Annotated in this window: 6 protein-coding genes; 3 read left to right on the top strand and 3 right to left on the bottom strand. The window is 65.7% G+C overall.

What is annotated here, in order from left to right; translation table 11 throughout:
- Positions 1-223 precede the first annotated feature (223 nt).
- From HWX62_RS04730 to HWX62_RS04720, 3 genes are all read left to right on the top strand, one after another.
- Complete coding sequence (locus HWX62_RS04730; protein WP_175930311.1) at positions 224-3433, top strand: hypothetical protein; 3210 nt, start codon at positions 224-226, stop codon at positions 3431-3433.
- A 557-nt stretch (positions 3434-3990) separates the two neighbouring features.
- On the top strand, positions 3991-7341 hold the full coding sequence (locus HWX62_RS04725) for an ESPR-type extended signal peptide-containing protein (protein ID WP_175930312.1): 3351 nt from the start codon (positions 3991-3993) through the stop codon (positions 7339-7341).
- 403 nt (positions 7342-7744) lie between these two features.
- Complete coding sequence (locus HWX62_RS04720; RefSeq protein ID WP_175930313.1) at positions 7745-8437, top strand: response regulator transcription factor; 693 nt, start codon at positions 7745-7747, stop codon at positions 8435-8437.
- A 135-nt stretch (positions 8438-8572) separates the two neighbouring features.
- Here HWX62_RS04720 and HWX62_RS04715 read toward each other — a convergent pair whose 3' ends face one another.
- The 3 genes from HWX62_RS04715 to HWX62_RS04705 form a co-directional block, all read right to left on the bottom strand.
- Positions 8573-9292: a response regulator transcription factor gene (locus HWX62_RS04715; protein WP_175930314.1), complete on the bottom strand. Its 720-nt coding sequence runs from the start codon at positions 9290-9292 to the stop codon at positions 8573-8575.
- Positions 9293-9589: 297 nt separating this feature from the next.
- Positions 9590-10303, bottom strand: coding sequence for an OmpA family protein (locus HWX62_RS04710; protein ID WP_175930315.1), 714 nt, complete (start codon positions 10301-10303; stop codon positions 9590-9592).
- A gap of 102 nt (positions 10304-10405) precedes the next feature.
- A complete protein-coding gene (locus tag HWX62_RS04705; RefSeq protein WP_244135990.1) occupies positions 10406-19351 on the bottom strand; it encodes a YadA-like family protein in 8946 nt (2981 codons plus the stop codon).
- Positions 19352-19431: the final 80 nt, after the last annotated feature.

Genomic DNA, 19431 nt, shown 5'->3' with positions numbered 1-19431 from the left:
GCAAATCTTATCGTGGCGTGCAAAAATGACTTGTCCGCCGATCGCCAAGAAGAACGGATGACCGATATTTCAGGCTTTCTCGAATTGTGCCCTGCAACGGCAAACTCTCCTTCGAAGTGACCGTCGATTGCCAGCCCTTAGCAGCAGCGCGCGTCTCGCGGTGGCTGGATTGATGCAGCAGCACCCATTTCGCTCCGACTCAACTGAAATAAGGTGACGAGACATGAACAAAGCCCTTAGCTCCAATGGTGCCAAAGCCGCTGAGCCCGACCAGAACATCAGATCTGGCTCGCTGCCAGCCGGCGCAGATAATGCCGACATGGATGGACGGACTTCTCAGGCGGCCAGTCACAATTTGAATAACCCGATTCCCGGCAGTATGGAGGCGACTGGAACTGCGGCGGCGCTTGAAGACACCTATATCAAGGTTCTCGCAAACGGGACGACGCCTGCCGCTACTGCGTCCGGTGGCGGGTCGGTGGCAATCGGAAGTGGTGCGTTGGCTAGGTCCGGTAGCAATAGCGCTAATATTGCAATCGGTAGTAGTGCGAAAGCAGATACGGCGTCGGGGGGACTCGGCGGCTACGGCACGATGGCTATTGGTGTGAACGCAATCGCTGGTACGAGCGGCTATGCGGGTGGCGGCGCAATCGGATTTGGTGCTCAGTCGAACGCCGCCAACTATGCGATCGGGGACGGGGCGAAAGCCTTGGCGGGGGCGAACAGTTTCAGCCTCGCGATCGGGAGCAGCTCGAGTGCATCGGGTTTGCATGCGACCGCTATCGGTGCCAGCGCCAGCGCGACGGCAACTAGGGCGGTGGCACTTGGCGCAAACAGCGTGGCTGAGACCGAAAATACGGTGTCGGTCGGCTCGGCGACATTGTGGCGACGTATCACGAACGTGAATAACGGTACAGCGGAAACGGATGCCGTGAACCTCCGGCAGTTGGTTTCCACGGTGTCGCCGAAGGTGGATGACGCACGCGTCAAGGTTGGCGGTACTGTCAACGCCACTGTCAGCGGCCGAGCCAGCAACATTGCCATCGGCAGTGACGCGCAATCGACAGGTGCCGCAAGCAACAGCGCGACGATTGCTTTGGGCGAAAGCACCAGGGCAACCGGTGATGCAGGATCGATTGCGTTGGGCACGAATGCTGAAGCAACTGCGCAGTCCGCCATTGCCATTGGCCTCCGCACGCATGCATACGCGCAAAACAGCACCGCCATCGGCCCGACCAGCAGCGCCACGGCCTCGAATGCGGTGGCGCTCGGTTACGGGTCTTCGGCTGACCGTGAGAACACGGTTTCCGTCGGCTCCGCCACGCAGCAGCGCCAGATCGTCAACGTGGCTGACGCGACAACTGCCACCGACGCCGTGAACCTTCGCCAACTGAATGCGGTCGACGCTCGTGTCACGGCACTGAACACCACGGTGGATGGCATCAGCGTCCAGGTAACGAAGAATACGCAGGACATCACGCAAATCCGCACCGACCTGACCGGCGGCACCATCGGCCTGGTGCAGCAATCGTCACCGGGTGCGGATTTGACCGTCGGTAAGGCGACAGATGGCGCGGCCGTCAACTTTACGAGCACGGACGGCGACCGCAAGCTGACGGGCGTGACCGAGGGCGAAGTGTCGACCGCCAGCAACGACGCGGTGAACGGCAAGCAGTTGTACGCCACCAACGTCAACGTGAACAACCTGTCCACCCGAGTGGATGGGGTCGATGCGCGCGTGACGAACAACGAGACGGCGGTCACGAACATCCGCAACGATCTGGTTAGTGGCGAGCTGGGCCTGGTCCAGCAGAATCCGGTCACGAATACGATCACCGTGGCCGAGGCCAGCGGAGGTACGTTGGTCAACGTCGCCGGCACCGAGGGTACGCGCAGGGTGACGGGCTTGAGCGAGGGCGAAGTGTCGGGCTCCAGCAACGACGCGGTGACCGGCAAGCAGCTGAACGCCACCAACGTCACCGTGAAGAACCTGTCCAATAATATGGAAGGCCTCAACACGCGCGTGACGAACAACGAGACGGCCGTCACGAACATTCGCAATGAACTGGGTAGCGGCTCGGTGGGGCTGGTTCAGCAGAATCCGATCACACATGCGATCACCGTGGCCGAGGCCAGCGGCGGCACGTCGGCCAACTTCGCCGGCACGGACGGTGCTCGCAAGCTGATGGGCGTGGCCGAGGGCGAAGTGTCGAGCGCCAGCAACGACGCGGTGAACGGCAAGCAACTGAACACCACCAACGTCAGCGTGAAGAACCTGTCCACCCGAGTGGATAGCGTCGATGCGCGTGTGACGAACAACGAAACGGCGGTCACGAACATCCGCAACGATCTGGTTAGTGGCGAGCTGGGCCTGGTCAAGCAGAACCCGACTACGAATGCGATCACGGTGGCTGCGGGCAGTGCGGGCACGTCCGCCAGCTTCGCCGGCACGGAAGGCGCGCGCAGGCTGATGGGCGTGGACGAGGGCGAACTGTCGAGTGCCAGCACCCACGCGGTGAACGGTAGTCAACTGCATGCGACCAACGAGGCCGTCGCAGAGAATACCGCCGCCATCACCCACCTGAACACGGGCGTAGCCGAGCTTGACGGTCGCGTGGCGAATGTCGGAGGCAAGGTCACGACGATCGACGGCAAGGTGAGCGAGCTGGAAGCCGGCACGACGGGTCTGGTGCAGCAAGCGGGCGTGGGTGCGAATCTGACCGTGGGCGCTGCCACCAATGGCGCAGCGGTCGACTTCAAGGGAACAACCGGTGAGCGCCGGCTGACAGGTATTGCCAACGGCACGCAAGACAACGACGCGGCCACCTGGGGTCAAACGAAAGCGGCCCTGTCGGCGAAGGCGGACAGCCAGTTTATCGCCGTCCGAGGTAACAATACGGGAGCCACTGCATACCCGTACTCCATAGCGTTGGGTGGCAGGGCAGTTGCAGGAGCGGAGGGCACAAACGAGAGCAGTGTTGCAGTTGGCTATGAAGCCCAAGCTCCGGTAGGAGGTGCAATCGCAATTGGCCGGCGGACGATTGCAACTGGGCCGGAAACAACTGCGATCGGGTCGGGAGCAACCGCATCCGCAGCGCAAACTCTTGCGATTGGCCGACTTGCAACGGCGAGCGCCCAGAGCAGCATGGCGATCGGTTACGAATCCGTAGCCGATCGCCCGGATACGCTTTCTGTCGGCTCGACTGCAAAGCTACGTCAGATCGTCAACGTAGCGAACGGGGAGCAATTGACGGACGCAGTGACTGTCGGGCAAGTTCGAGAGGCACTTCTCGCCGAGTCAGCGAGGGTCATTGCAGAATTGCGAGCCGAATCGGAGAGGGCCATTGCGGAATCGCGCGCCGAATTGGAGAGGAGCATCGCAGCATTGCGAGCCGAAATTCACGAACTCCGGATTCGCCTCAACGCAAGTTGATATCTCTTGACGTGTAGATTCAAATACGTCCCGCCGCGAACTGTTGCGGCGGGCGCTTTACTTTAGTCAAGTCGAATCGGAGTGCATCGCGACTCCCTCTCATCCTGAGCCTGCAGCTACGGTGCGGATATACAGATGCCATTCGACGGCACGCTTCCACAGCGCCATGAGCTCGTCGCGCAGCGGATTCGTGACGATTCACGAGCGGGTGGTAAGCGGCGCGATCGGCGAACTTCAATCTATCGTCGCACCAGCAAGCTTGATGTCATTCGATACACGGCTCCCGGACACGGAAACCCTCATGCCGGGCGGGTCGACTGTGCTGCCCCCGCGGCCGCCCATCAAAAACCGGATCTCCACGTCTTTGCTTGAGGGCCGCTTACACCCGTCCCCGTTTTTCTGCCCGAACATGTTTAGGTTTCGGCGACACAATCGAAAGTAAATCGTAAGACTAGCCCTACGCAATCGCTATCTCGAATAGGCCCCGGACGACAGATCGGGACGCGTCCGATCCCTACCATGGGTTTGTTACCTGACAAACTGAAAGGAGTAGGGAAATGAACAAGACCTATCGCACCGTTTTCAACGCAGCCGCAGGCACGTGGGCCGTCGCATCCGAACTGGCCAAGGGCCGCACGAAATCCGGAAAGACCGCGCTGGCGATGGCCGTGGCCGCCATGCTGGCGCTCCCGGCTGGCGCCGCGTTTGCTACTGACGACGAAGACGCCGTCGAAGAGCAGTCGGCCATTCTGCGCATGGCGGCGAACTCGGTAAGCACCAGCCCGATCGGCGTGAACGCTGCGGTCGAGGATACCTACCTCAAGATCAATACAACTTCGGGTCCCTCGGCGGTGGCGACTGGTGGTAACGCCATCGCGATGGGGATTCAATCCGCGGCCGGTGGGGGCAATGCGGTTGCTCTTGGCGCCCTGTCCCACGCAGATGGCGACCGTGCCGTGGCCGTTGGCTCCGCCGCGACAGTCGTCGATACCGCTCAGTACGGCGTGGCAATCGGTCGTCTGGCGCAAGTAACGGCCGACAGCACCCAAAGCATGGCCCTCGGCGCAGGCGCAACGGTAAGCGCCGCGAATTCCGTCGCGCTCGGCGCGAGTTCGATCGCCGACAAGGAATACACCGTATCGGTTGGCTCGGCCACGCAGCAACGCCGGATCACCAACCTGGACGCCGGTACGCAAGACACCGATGCCGTGAACGTCGGCCAGATGAATACCCGTCTGTCGACGAAGGTCGACAACGCGTACGTCAAGGTGAACGGCACCACCGCAGCCACCGCGACGGTCGCTGGCGCAATCGCGATCGGCAACAATGCGTCGGCCAACGCGACCGGCGCAGTCTACCCGGCGGTCGCGATCGGCAACGATGCAACCGCGACAGGTAACGCGCTGGCCGTCGGTGCCGGCTCGAATGCAGTGAATCGTGGCGTCGCGATCGGCGGTGGCACGGCCGCGAGCGGCGGTCGATCCACGGCGGTCGGCTATCTGGTGAGCGCAACGGGCGATTACTCCACGGCCCTCGGCGCAAGCGCGATTGCAAGCGCCAATCAGACCGTCGCGCTCGGCTCGTCCGCGAATGCCACCCATGCGCAATCGGTCGCGCTCGGCGACAGCTCTGCCACGGACCGCGAAAAGAGCGTGTCGGTTGGCTCGCCGACGCTGCAACGCCAGATCACCAACATGGCTGCCGGCACGGCAGCCACCGACGCCGTGAACGTCTCGCAGCTCGAGCCGGTCGTGACCGCGCTCGGCGGCGGCGCCGCCATCGATCCGACGACGGGCGCCGTTACCGGCCCGACGTACACGCTCGCCAACGGCGGCACGCAAACCACGATCGGCGGAGCATTCACCGCACTGGACGGTGCGCTGACAACCACGAACGGCAACGTGAGCGCCCTCACCACCCGCATGGATACCGCCGAAACCGACATCGGCGACCTGCAGGCTGCGGTGGGCTCGGGTTCGGTCGGCCTGGTGCGGCAGGCCGGTGCGGGTGCAGACCTCACCGTCGGCAAGGACACCGACGGTGCGGCGGTCAACTTCGCGGGCACGGCCGGCGATCGCACACTGACCGGCATCAAGGCAGGCGCGGTCTCGGCGACGAGCACCGAAGCGGTGAACGGCTCGCAACTGCACGGCGTGTCGAGCAGCGTCGCATCGGCCATCGGCGGCGGCTCGACGGTCAACCCGGACGGCTCGATCTCCGCACCGAGCTTCACGGTCGGCGACGGCAGCGGCGGCACGACCACGGTCGGCACGGTCGCGGATGCGGTGTCGAACCTCGACGGTCGCACGACGGCCAATGAAGGTGCGATCACGAACCTCGACAACCGTGTGACGATCAACGAAGGCGCGATCACCCAGCTTGCCAACGAAATCGGTAGCGGCACGCTCGGCCTCGTCCAGCAGGCTGGCGCCGGCGCCGATCTCACGGTCGGCGCGAATACCGACGGCGCAGCGGTCAACTTCGCCGGCACGGCCGGTAACCGCAAGCTGACGGGCGTCGCAGCCGGCGACGTGTCGGCGGCCAGCACCGAAGCGGTGAACGGCTCGCAACTGCACGGCGTGTCCGAAAGCGTCGCATCGGCCATCGGCGGCGGCTCGACGGTCAACCCGGACGGCTCGATCTCCGCACCGAGCTTCACGGTCGGCGACGGCAGCGGCGGCACGACCACGGTCGGCACGGTCGCGGATGCGGTGTCGAACCTCGACGGTCGCACGACGGCCAATGAAGGTGCGATCACGAACCTTGCCGCCCAGATCGGCAGCGGCACACTCGGCCTCGTCCAGCAGGATCCGATGTCGGGTGCGATCACGGTCGGCGCGGCCAGCGGCGGCTCGGTGGTGAACTTCGCCGGCACCAATGGTGCACGCGTGCTGTCCGGCGTCGCGAACGGCGTGGACGACGACGATGTCGTGACGATGTCGCAGTTGCGCGCCACCGGTCTGATCGATTACACGGGCAAGGAAGTCGGCGCGGTCACGTATGACACCGGCCTGTCGTTCGACAGCGTGACCTTCGCCGGCACGAATGGCACGGTCCTGCGCAAGGTGGCGGCAGGCGAAATCAGCGCGACTAGCATGGAAGCCATCAACGGCAGCCAGCTCTACGATCTGCAGCAAGAGTTCGCGAAGCAGTACGGCGACCTCGCCGGGCGCGTCGGCGACCTCGAGGCAGGCGGTGGCTCGGACGGTGGTTCGGACGGTGGTTCGGGCAGCGGTGTCGGTACCGGCACGGGCGGTCCCGGTTCGATCGTCGTTGGCGATGGCGCCGACGCGTCCGGCTCGAACAGCTCGGCCATCGGTCAAGGCGCGGTCGCGTCGGGCAGCAACGGTTCGGCCGTCGGTCAAGGTGCGGTCGCATCGGGCAACAACGGCACGGCCATTGGCCAGGGCGCGGTCGCGTCGGGCAACAACGGTACGGCCGTCGGTCAGGGTGCGGTTGCGTCGGGCAACAACGGCTCGGCCATCGGTCAGGGCTCGATCGCATCGGGCAACAACTCGGTCGCACTCGGTGCGGGCTCGGTCGCGGATCGCGACAACACGGTGTCCGTCGGCTCCGCAGGTGCCGAACGCCAGATCACGAACGTCGCGGCCGGTACGGCGCCGACCGATGCGGTCAACGTGCAGCAGATGAACAACTCAGTCAGCAGCGCACGTCAGGACGCGATGGGCGGCGTTGCCGCGGCGATGGCGGTGGCGGGCCTGCCGCAGTCGACGCTGCCGGGCCGCACGTTCGTGTCGATGGCCGGCAGCACGTACGGTGGCGAGTACGGTTCCGCGATGGGTCTGTCGTACATGACCCGCGACGGCAAGTGGACGGTCAAGGCCGCAGTCAACACGAGCAGCCGTGGTGAAGTCGGCGGCGTGATCGGCGGCGGGTTCTACTGGTAAGTCGTCGAGGCGGCACGACCGCCATGCAACGCGCCCGCCTTCCGACAATCCCGAGGCTTCGTTTGCCTCGCCGGAAGCGGGCGATTTTCCTCAACGCTTGACAACGCCCCGGCCGCACCCGGGGCTTCTCTTTTTGCGCCCGCGCAATGCCTCGCATTGCGAGTATCGAGCGCTCACTGAAATGCGGACAGCGCGACGGGTCACGCGCATGTTTCCGTGCCTCCTCATCGTACTCAAGCACTCCGTCGCACCCGTCAGACGAGTCCTACAAAGATGCAATCTCGAATCAGCCACGGACGACGGATTAATCAGCGCACGCACCCTACCATGAACCTAAGACCGGCACTCGCGTCAACGATGCCGAGCCCGCGCCGCGAGGCACGGTGCAACGCATGAGAAACCCATGAACAGAACCTTCCCCATTCGCATCGTGATCGCCGACGATCATCCGGCCGTCGTCATCGGCGCCCGCTACGAGCTGTCGGCCACGAACACCGTCGCGGTCGTCGCGACCGCGCACAACTCGACGGAGCTGATGGATGCGCTGTCGAACCATCCGTGCGACGTGCTGGTGTCCGACTATGCGATGCCCGGCACCGAATACGGCGACGGCCTCGCGATGTTCACGACCCTGCTCAAGCGGTTTCCGGGGCTGAAGATCGTCGTGATGACGATGATGGAAAACGCAGTGGCGCTGCGCGCGCTGATCGATATCGGCATCGCGTGCATCGTCAGCAAATCGGACATGCCCAACCACCTGACGATGGCGATCCACGCGGCCTATACGAACGGCCGCTACCTGTCGCCGTCGATGGACCGGATCCTGCGCAACACGGGCAGCGTCGGCGGCAGGGCACCCGCGCTGTCGGTGCGCGAGGTCGAGGTGATTCGCCTCTTTGCGTCGGGGCTGTCGGTCAACGAGATCGCCGAAAAGCTGAACCGCAGCAAGAAGACGATCAGCACGCAAAAAAGCTCGGCGATGCAGAAGCTCGGCATCGAGCGCGACGTCGACCTGGTGCGCTACGCAATCGCGTGCGGGCTCGTAACCGACTACGGCTATGCGCCGCCCGTGCGCAACGACGAAACCAGCACATAACCCCGTCGCTGCGACCTGAAACAAAAAGCCCCGGCGACCTTGCGGTGCCGGGGTTTTGGTGCGCCGGTACAAGCCGGCGCAATCACCTTCCTTCATCGCCGCCATCCTGCGTGGCGAGCATCGTCGCGCCTGCCGTCAGGCAGGATCGACGCTGCCTTCCTCCTTGGCATCGCCGCCCCGCCCTTCGCTGGCCGATGCGGCGACGATCCCGTGTTCGATCGCGTAACGCAGCAGGTCGATATCCTTCTCGATCCCGAGCTTTTCCATCGCGCGCGCCTTCTGCGTGCTGATCGTCTTCTTGCTGCGGCTGAGTTTGTCGGCGATCTCGTTGACCGTCAGGCCCGATGCATAGAGCCGCACGACTTCGAGTTCGCGGTCGCTCAGCTCGCGCTTCTGGTCGGCGGCCCGTGCACTCGAATGCGACGTGAGCGTGCGCACGACCTTCTCGACCGACGGCGAGAAATACGTGCCGCCCGTCGCGGCCGCATGAATCGCGGGAATCAGGTGATCGATCGTGTCGGACTTGCTGACGATGCACTCGATGCCGAGCCGCGTCAGCGCGCCGATCACGGCCGGGTTGTCGAGCATGGTCAGCACGACGAGCTTCACGGCCGGGTGATTGCGCTGGAGATAGGAGAACAGCGTGATGCCGTCGCCGTGCGCGCTGCCGGGCATCGCATAGTCGGACACCACGACGTCGCACACGCCGGCCTCGACGAGCCGGATCAGCTCGGTCGAATTGACGGCCTTGCCGGTCAACTGGATCGTCGGCACCGACGACAGGCCGTGCTCGACACCGACCAGCATCGCCGGGTGGTCGTCGGCCAGTACCACGCGTATCAGATAGCTTCCCATAGTCGTCCAGATTTGCGCGGCAATCGTCGCGGCCGGCTCGCCGCCCGGCGGGCGGCGACGGCGCGCATCGCGGCGTCGTGGATCGTAATTGGGCGCTATCTTCGCACGAAAACGGGCGCATCAGCCATCGGCCCGGCCGGCCGGCCGCGGCCGGTCGGGGTGCGCACCCGTAAAAAAACCGCCGGCTCGTGACGAGCCGGCGGTTCCAGGTACAGGGCGGGTGGAGGGAGCGTCCTTCAATCGGCTCAGCGCCGACCGGATCCCCGCACGTACCGGTAGAGCGTCATCCGTTACGCGTTACTTGGCGTCGATCCTGATCTCGACACGGCGGTTCTGCGCACGGCCTTCCGCGGTCGCGTTGGACGCGACCGGTTCGGCGGCGCCGAGACCTTCGGAAACGAACGACTGCGCCTTCAGGCCGTTGCTGCGCAGGTAGTTCATCACGTTGCGGGCCCGCGAAGCCGACAGCGCGAGGTTGTGCGTGTTGCTGCCCGTCGAATCGGTGAAGCCGGTGATCGCCACGCGGCGGAATTCGACGCCGTTGTTGATCTGCACGAAGCGGTCGAGTTGGCTGCGCGCTTCCGGCGTCAGCGCCGCGCTGTCGAACGCGAAGTTCGCGTCGCCTTGCAGCAGCACCTGGCGCTGCGGCACGGGCTGCGGAGCCGGTTGCGGCGCCGGAGCCGGCGGCGCGGCCTGCACGACCGGCTGCGGCTTGCCGCACATGAACGTGATCTCGCGCGGGTCCTTCATCGGCGCACGGCTGTACACGCGGTCGATCATCTCGAGCGGCGTGAAGCCCTTGCCCTGGCAGAATTCTTCCGCCGCGCGGGCGCACGCATTCGCGCTGCCGAGCAGCCCGTCGCAGCTCACGCGGAACACGTTGTCCGGCTTGCCGGGAATCGACACCGCGCGGATGTCGTAGGTGAGGCCCGATTGCGTCGTACACGCACCGAGCGCCATCGCGATCGCGCCGATCGATGCGGCGCGCAACAACAAGGTTTTCATGGTCATGGTGAAACGCCCGCCGCGAAGGCGGACGCCTGAAAAAGGTTGAATGGATTCGGATTCAGTCAGGTGGACGACGCGGGCGGGGCTCACGCCCCGCCCGGCGCATTACCACTGATACGAAGCGCCCACGCCGACGGTGTTGCCACCGCTCGACAGACCCACGCCGGCCTTCATCTTCAGGTTCTGCGTGATGCGGGCTTCGCCGCCAAACGCCACCGCCTGATAGCCCTTGTAGGTCGCGCCGCCGATACCGAACGACACGGTCTTGCCCGGATCGACGCCCGGAATCATCGTCAGTGCGGTGGCTGCGGCGATACCCGAGTACGCATTGCGCGACAGGTCGTTGACCTGGCCTTGCAAGCCGCCCACTGCGCGGTCGAGCTGACCCTTCGTGGCCGCGTCGGTCTCGTTGATACCGTCGCGGATGTTGACGATCCGGCGGTTGCCGTCCTCGCTGCCATCGCCGAACGAGACGGTGTTCGCTTCAGTTGCCTGCGAACCCGAACCCAGCGCCACCGAATTCGCACCCGTCGCCTTCGCGCCGTCGCCGATCGCGCTCGACTTGCTGCCCGATGCGTCCGAACCGCGGCCGATCGCGACCGCCCCTTCGGCGGCGCTCGCCGCGTTGGAGCCAATCGCCACACCGCCGTCCTTCGACACGCCGGCGCCCGAACCAATCGCCGTGCCGTTGCTCACGCCCGTGCTGACCCGCGCGTTCGAGCCGGCGGCCGTGTTGCCCGTGCCGTCGCCTGCGTTCGCCGGCGTCGTGCCGTCCGAACCGATGTCGGTGCCGGCGAAGTACTCGTTGCCGGGGCCGCCAGGGTTCGGGTTGCCCGTGCCCGGGTTCTGCTCCAGGGCGCCGACGCGGTCGTCGAGGCCGCCGATCTTGTCGTTCAGTTCACTCAACTGACCGAAGTTCACGGCGTCGTACTTGCTTGCGCCATCCGCGACGTTGGTCACGCGCACCGGTGCCGAGCCCGAGCCGCCGAAGGTCACCGAGCCGTAGTTCGGCGTACCGTCAGCATTCAGGTCGTAACGCACCGCGAGCGAATCGGTCGCACCGTACTGCGCCGCGGCCTGGACTGCTTCGGCCACGGTCTTGTACTTGTTGCCGTTCACCTCGATCGACGTATCCGCGAGCTTGCCGTCCGCATCGACCGTCGTGCCGCCGCCGATCACGTCCGCCACGCTCTGCGCGGTGCCGTGCAGTTGCGAGCCGTTGATCGCGTCGTTGCTCGTCGGGCTCACCGCACCCGCACCCACGCCGGTCAGCACGCGGTCGCCCGCCGTGCCCGCGAAGTTCACGGTCGTGCCGTCCGTATCCTTCGCGACCGTGATGTCGCGCGTCACGTCGTCCTGCTGGACCAGGCCGATCGAGCCGTGGACGAGGCTGTTCGAGATGTTCTCGATCGCATCGCCGACGTTGTCGAACGTCTTGTCGCTGACCTTGTACGACGGGTTCGTCACGTTGCCGTTCGCATCGACGGACGCGCCGCCGCCGAGCGACTTCGCGACGCTCTGCGACACGCCGTGCAACTGCGCGCCATTCACCGCGTCCGTGCTGGTGGCCGATACCGCGCCTGCCTTCACGTTCGTGATCGTCGAGCCGTTCGCACCCTTCAGCGTAATCTGGTCGAAGTTCGCCGAACCGTCCGCGTGCTTGTCGTACGTCACCGCCAGCGACGTCAGGCCCGCACCCGGGTTCGTCGGATCGACCGGCGCCACCAGGCCCGCGCTCTGCAGCTGACCGAGGTTCACCGCGTCATGCGCATCCACACCGTCCGCCACGTTCTTCAACGCCACCGGAGTCGTCGCGCCCGCGCCGCCGAGCGTCACCGAACCCTTGTTCGGCGTGCCGTCGGCATTGCGGTCGTACGTCACCGCCGCGATCGACTGGCCCGTCACCGGATCGACCAGACCCGAATCGGCGAGCTGCTTGTTGATCACGGTGATGTTCTCCGTGTTCGTCGACGTACGGCCGTCGAGGTTCGCCAGCGCGTCACCCACGTTGCTGTACTCAGCCTTCTTCGACGCATCCGTCGGGTCGGCCAGCGAGTACGACGGGTTCGTCACCTTGCCGTCCGCGTCGACGGTCGAGCCGCCGCCCAGCGAATCGGCCACGCTTTGCGCCGTCGCGTGCAGTTGCGAACCGTTGATCGCGTCCGTGCTGGTGGCCGTGACCGCGCCCGCCTTCACGTTCGTGATCGTCGTGCCGTCCGCGCCCTTCAGCGTGACCACGTCCTGCGTCGCGCTGTCGTATGCGACGGCGAGCGACTTCAGGCCCTTACCCGGGTCCGTCGGATCGACCGGCGCCACCAGGCCCGCGTCCTGCAACTGGCCGAGGTTGATCGCGTCGTGACGATCCGTGCCGTCGGCCACGTTCTTCAGTGCGACCGGCGTCGTGGCACCCGCGCCGCCCAGCGTCACGGTGTCCTTCGCCGCGCTGTCGTACGTCACCGCCGCGATCGACTTGCCCGTCGACGGATCGATCAGGCCAGCGTCCTTCAGCTGACTCACGTTCACCGCGTCCATGTCGGCAACACCCGCCTTCACGTTCGACAGCGTCGTGCCGTTCGTGCCCGCCAGCGTCGCCTTGTCGTGGTTGATCGTGCCGTCCGCGTTCTTGTCGTACGTCACCGCGGCAGACGTCAGCTTGCCCGAGGCGTCTTCACCCACCAGGCCCGCATCCTTCATCTGGCCGAGGTTCAGCGCATCGTGATCGTCCTTCGCGTCGGCCACGTTCTTCAGTGCGACCGGCGTCGTGGCGCCCGCGCCGCCCAGCGTCACGGTGTCCTTCGCCGCGCTGTCGTACGTCACTGCTGCCATCGACTTGCCCGTCGACGGATCGATCAGGCCAGCGTCCTTCAACTGACTCACGTTCACCGCGTCCATGTCGGCAACGCCTGCCTTCACGTTCGACAGCGTCGTGCCGTTCGTGCCCGCCAGCGTGGCCTTGTCGTGGTTGATCGTGCCGTCCGCGTTCTTGTCGTACGTCACTGCGGCCGACGTCAGCTTGCCTGCGCCGTCGTCGCCGACCAGACCTGCGTCCTTCAGCTGGCCGAGGTTCAGTGCATCGCCGTCGTCCGTCGCGTCCGCGACGTTCTTGACTTGCGTCGGACCATTGCCGTTGCCCAGCGTCACCGAACCGTAGTTCGGCGTGCCGTCCGCGTTACGGTCGTACGTCACCGCGGCGATCGACTTGCCGTCGTCTCCGATCAGGCCCGAACCCTTCAGCTGCGACACGTTCACCGCGTCCATGTCGGCAACACCCGCCTTCACGTTCGACAGCGTCGTGCCGCTCGTGCCCGCCAGCGTGGCCTTGTCGTGGTTGATCGTGCCGTCCGCGTTCTTGTCGTACGTCACCGCCGCCGACGTCAGGTTGCCCGAACCGTCGTCGCCGACCAGACCGGCGTTCTTCAGCTGGCCGAGGTTCAGCGCGTCGTGGTCGTCCTTCGCGTCGGCCACGTTCTTCAGTGCGACCGGCGTCGTGGCGCCCACGCCGCCCAGCGTCACGGTGTCCTTCGCATTGCTGTCGTACGCCACGGCCAGCGGATTGTTACCGCTGTTCTTGTCGAGCGCATCGAGAGCATCACCCACGCTGTGGTAGTCCTGGCCGCCGACCGAGTAGGTCGGGTCCGTGATCGAGCCGTCCGCGCCGACACCCGCGCCGCCGCCGATCTTGTCCGCGACGCTCTTCGACACGGTGAACAGCTGCGAACCGTTGATCGCATCGTTGCTCGTCGCGTTGACCGCACCGGCTGCAAGGTTGTGGATACCCACCGGCGTACCGGCGTTGCCCAGCGTCACGCTGTTCTTCGACGCGCTGTCGTATGTCACGGCGAGCGACGTCAGGTTGCCCGAGGCGTCTTCACCCACCAGGCCCGCATCCTTCATCTGGCCGAGGTTCAGCGCATCGTGATCGTCCTTCGCGTCGGCGACGTTCTTCAGTGCGACCGGCGTCGTGGCGCCCGCGCCGCCCAGCGTCACGGTGTCCTTCGCCGCGCTGTCGTACGTGACTGCGGCGATCGACTTGCCCGTCGACGGATCGATCAGGCCAGCGTCCTTCAGCTGGCTCACGTTCACCGCGTCCATGTCGGCAACACCTGCCTTCACGTTCGACAGCGTCGTGCCGTTCGTGCCCGCGAGCGTGGCCTTGTCGTGGTTGATCGTGCCGTCCGCGTTCTTGTCGTACGTCACTGCGGCCGACGTCAGCTTGCCTGCGCCGTCGTCGCCGACCAGACCCGCGTCCTTCAGCTGACCGAGGTTCAGCGCGTCGCCGTCGTCCGTCGCATCCGCGACGTTCTTGACTTGCGTCGGGCCATTGCCGTTGCCCAGCGTCACCGAACCGTAGTTCGGCGTGCCGTCCGCGTTACGGTCGTACGTCACCGCGGCGATCGACTTGCCGTCGTCGCCGATCAGGCCCGAGCCCTTCAGCTGCGACACGTTCACCGCGTCCATGTCGGCAACACCCGCCTTCACGTTCGACAGCGTCGTGCCGCTCGTGCCCGCCAGCGTGGCCTTGTCGTGGTTGATCGTGCCATCCGCGTTCTTGTCGTACGTCACCGCAGCCGACGTCAGGTTGCCCGAACCGTCGTCGCCGACCAGACCGGCGTTCTTCAGCTGGCCGAGGTTCAGCGCGTCGTGGTCGTCCTTCGCGTCGGCCACGTTCTTCAGTGCGACCGGCGTCGTGGCGCCCGCGCCGCCCAGCGTCACGGTGTCCTTCGCCGCGCTGTCGTATGCGACCGCGTTCGGATCGCCAGCACTGCGCGATGCGAGCGCATCCAGCGCGTCGCCCACGTTGTGGTAGTCGCTGCCGTCGACCTTGTACGTCGGCTTCGTGATGCTGCCGTCCGCGCCGATCGTCGTGCCGCCGCCGAGCGAATCCGTCACGCCCTTCAACTGGCTGACGTTCACCGCATCGGTTGCCTGCGTACCGGCTGCGACGTTGACGATCTGGCGTTCCGCGCCCGCACGGCCGATCGACAGTGCATTTGCACGATCCGAGAACGCATTCGCGCCGAGCGCGATGCTGTTGGTCGCGCCCGCGGTCGCGTTCGCGCCGAGCGCCATCGCGCCTTCGACGTTGCGGGCGACGTTCGCACCCGTACCGATCGCCATCGCGTTGGTCGCGCCGGCGCGCACGTTCGCACCGTTACCGACCGCGATCGAGCTGTCGCCCACCGCCTGTGCGCCGTTGTTGCCGATCGCCAGTGCATAGTTGCCGTTCGCCTGCGTGTTCGCACCCATCGCGACGGCTTGCGTGCCGTTCGTCTGGACGTTCGAACCCATCGCGACCGAGTAGTCCTGGCCGGCGCCGGTTTGCGCAAAGCTGCCGAGCGCGACCGAGTTGTTGGAACCCGCGCCGCTTTGCAGGCCGATCGCCACCGCGTTGGCGCCGCTTGCCGCGGTCGACGAACCGATCGCGGCTGCCGTTGCCGTAGCCGGATCCGCGCCGTTCAGCGAAGCGACGTTGTTGCCCTGCAGGCCTTCGATCGCGACGAGCGGATCGCTGACGTCCATCGTCTGCATCGAACGCGAGCTCACCTCGTCGATCGCGGCCTTCGTCTTCTTGTCGATCTCCGACGAGAAGTTGTCGATCGCCTGCTGCGTCTTCGAGGTCACCGACGTCGAGAGCGTGTTCAGCGCTGCATAGAGCTGGCCGCCGTTGACCGCGTCGGTGCTCTGGAACGCGACGTCACCATCCGCCACGTTGACGATCTTGCGTTCCCGGCCCACGTCGCCCACCGACACGACGTTGTTCTGGTTTGCAACCGAGTTGTAGCCGATCGCGACCGAGCCGGCGCCCGTCACGCGCGCACCGCTGCCGAGCGCCAGCGAGTTGGCGCTGGTCGCACGCGCGTCGGAGCCGATGGCGACAGCCAGCGCGCCGCTTGCGATAGCCGGCGTGCCCGTGACCGGGTCGGCATTGACCTTGACGAAGCGCAGGTCGACGCGGGACATTTCGTCCTTCAGATCCGACAGGCCGGACGTCAGTTGCTTGACGTTGACCGCGTCGGTGTCGTCGACGCCGGTCGCGACGTTCTTGATTTGCGTCGGGCCATTGCCGTTGCCCAGCGTCACCGTGCCGTAGTTCGGCGTGCCGTCCGCGTTACGGTCGTACGTCACCGCGGCGATCGACTTGCCGTCGTCTCCGATCAGACCCGAACCCTTCAACTGCGACACGTTCACCGCGTCCATGTCCGCAACACCCGCCTTCACGTTCGACAGCGTCGTGCCATTCGTGCCCTTCAGCGTCACGGTGTCCTTCGCATTGCTGTCGTACACCACGGCCAGCGATTCGCCCGTCACCGGATCGATCACGCCACCCTTCGACAGCGAGTCTTCCAGATCACCGACGCGCGTGTTCGTCGCGAACAGTTGCGAGCCGTTCACGGCATCCTTGCTCGTCGCCGACAGCACGCCGTCCGCCACGTTGTGCAGCGCCACCGGCGTGGTCGCGCCCGTGCCGCCCAGCGTCACGCTGTCCTTCTTCGCGTCGTCGTACGTCACGGCGAGCGACGTCAGGTTGCCTGCGCCGTCGTCGCCGACCAGGCCGGCGTTCTTCAGCTGACCGAGGTTCAGCGCGTCGTGGTCGTCCTTTGCATCCGCGACATTCTTGACCTGCGTCGGGCCATTGCCGTTGCCCAGCGTCACCGTGCCGTAGTTCGGCGTGCCGTCCGCGTTACGGTCGTACGTCACCGCGGCGATCGACTTGCCGTCGTCTCCGATCAGGCCCGAACCCTTCAGCTGCGACACGTTCACCGCGTCCATGTCGGCCACGCCTGCCTTCACGTTCGACAGCGTCGTGCCGCTCGTGCCCGCCAGTGTCGCCTTGTCGTGGTTGATCGTGCCATCCGCGTTCTTGTCGTACGTCACCGCAGCCGACGTCAGCTTGCCTGCACCGTCGTCGCCGACCAGGCCCGCGTCCTTCAACTGACCGAGGTTCAGTGCGTCGCCGTCGTCCGTCGCGTCCGCGACGTTCTTGACTTGCGTCGGGCCATTGCCGTTGCCCAGCGTCACCGTGCCATAGTTCGGCGTGCCGTCCGCATTACGGTCGTACGTCACCGCGGCGATCGACTTGCCGTCGTCTCCGATCAGACCCGAACCCTTCAACTGCGACACGTTCACCGCGTCCATGTCCGCAACACCGGCCTTCACGTTCGACAGCGTCGTGCCATTCGTGCCCTTCAGCGTCACGGTGTCCTTCGCATTGCTGTCGTACACCACGGCCAGCGATTCACCCGTCACCGGATCGATCACGCCGCCCTTCGACAGCGAGTCCTCCAGATCACCGACGCGCGTGTTCGTCGCGAACAGTTGCGAGCCATTCACGGCATCCTTGCTCGTCGCCGACAGCACGCCGTCCGCCACGTTGTGCAGCGCCACCGGTGTGGTCGCGCCCGTGCCGCCCAGCGTCACGCTGTCCTTCTTCGCGTCGTCGTACGTCACGGCGAGCGACGTCAGGTTGCCCGAGCCGTCGTCGCCGACCAGGCCGGCGTTCTTCAGCTGACCGAGGTTCAGCGCATCGTGGTCGTCCTTCGCGTCGGCCACGTTCTTCAGGGCGACCGGCGTCGTGGCGCCCGCGCCGCCCAGCGTCACGGTGTCCTTCGCCGCGCTGTCGTATGCCACCGCAAGCGGATTTCCGCTGCTGTTCTTGTTCAATGCATCGAGGGCGTCGCCGACGTTGTGGTAATCCGTGCCGCCCACGTTGTACGTCGGCTTCGTGATGCTGCCGTCCGCACCGATCGTCGTGCCACCGCCGAGCGAATCCGTCACGCCCTTCAACTGGCTGACGTTCACCGCATCGGTTGCCTGCGTACCCGCACCGACGTTGACGATTTGTCGCGTGCCATTCGGCCCGCCCGCACCGACAGATACCGTATTACTGCGGTCGGCCACCGACCCATAACCCAACGCGACGGAGTCCGTGGCAGTCGCCTGGGAAAGCGTCCCCAGCGCTACCGCGTGGGTTCCGGTTGCAACCGCGCCTCGGCCAGTTCCTGTCGCACCGCCCAAAGCGACGCTCCAGTCGCCCGTGGCGGACGCGTTCGAACCCAACGCAACCGAACCGGAGCTCGTGGCGTTCGTCAATGCGTTGGTGCCCATTGCAATCGACTGATTACCCTGCGCACTCGCGTTTTGTCCAACGGCGATGGCATTGCCGCCCGCAGCCGCTGCAGCCGCGCCGGTACTGTTGATACGCACATAGGGATTGTCCGGCGTCTTCACGCCGGCAATCGCCGCATTCAACTGGTTCACGTTGACCGCGTCCGTGCCCTGCGTGCCGACGGCCACGTTCGTGATCTGCCGTTGAACGCTCGCCGACCCAACGGAAACCGAGTTGTCCCGATTCGTTACCGACCCGGTTCCCAGTGCGACCGAGTTCGCATTGCCGGCCACCGCTCCGCTGCCGATAGCAACCGCGTTCGTGCCCGCGCTGCTTGCGCGATTGCCCAGCGCGACGCTGGCACTCCCGCTCGCATCCGCGAGCACACCCATCCCGACGGCGTTGGTGGTGCCCTTCGCCTGATAGCCGATCGCGGTGCCGTACGTGCCGCTGGTGCTCGCCTGACGACCGACGGCAATGGCATTCGTGCCGACGGCGCTCGCCGAATAGCCGAGCGCGGTTGCGCCATCCGCGGTAGCGGCGGAAACGGTGCCCACGGCAGTCGTATTAGCGGCCTGGGCGGCAGCGGCCCGCCCGAGGGCAGATGCGTTGGCACCCGCGGCATTTGCGCTTGTACCCACCGCGACGCTTTCCGACCCGGTCGCACGCGCCAACGTGCCGATAGCCGTAGCGTTCTGATTGCTCGCCACAGTGTTGCCGCCGAGCGCCACGGCCAAGATACCCGTCGCGTCAGCGTTGGCGCCGATCGCGGTCGCGCTGTTGCCTGCGCGCGCCGGTGTCGCGGCCGCGTACGTACCCGTGTTGGTCACCACGTACGGATTCGTCGTATTGGCCGCCGCAATCGCCGCATTCAACTGGTTCACGTTGACCGCATCCGTACCCGCCACACCCGCCTGGAGGTTGTTGATGCGGTGGTTCGTCATGTTGACGTTGCTGTCGACGTCCACCGGGCCACGAAGGTGCACGCCGGAGCCGCCCAGCAAGAAGAGGTGCCCGTCGACGG

Source organism: Burkholderia sp. BCC0506 (assembly GCF_902833145.1).
GTDB lineage: Bacteria > Pseudomonadota > Gammaproteobacteria > Burkholderiales > Burkholderiaceae > Burkholderia.
This window is presented reverse-complemented; position numbering and strand designations above follow the sequence as displayed.

Coding starts and splice junctions, on each gene's coding strand:
- HWX62_RS04710 (WP_175930315.1), bottom strand. CDS start 10,303: ATGACCATGAAAACCTTGTTGTTGCGCGCCGCATCGATCGGCGCGATC.
- HWX62_RS04730 (WP_175930311.1), top strand. CDS start 224: ATGAACAAAGCCCTTAGCTCCAATGGTGCCAAAGCCGCTGAGCCCGAC.
- HWX62_RS04725 (WP_175930312.1), top strand. CDS start 3,991: ATGAACAAGACCTATCGCACCGTTTTCAACGCAGCCGCAGGCACGTGG.
- HWX62_RS04705 (WP_244135990.1), bottom strand. CDS start 19,351: ATGACGAACCACCGCATCAACAACCTCCAGGCGGGTGTGGCGGGTACG.
- HWX62_RS04720 (WP_175930313.1), top strand. CDS start 7,745: ATGAACAGAACCTTCCCCATTCGCATCGTGATCGCCGACGATCATCCG.
- HWX62_RS04715 (WP_175930314.1), bottom strand. CDS start 9,292: ATGGGAAGCTATCTGATACGCGTGGTACTGGCCGACGACCACCCGGCG.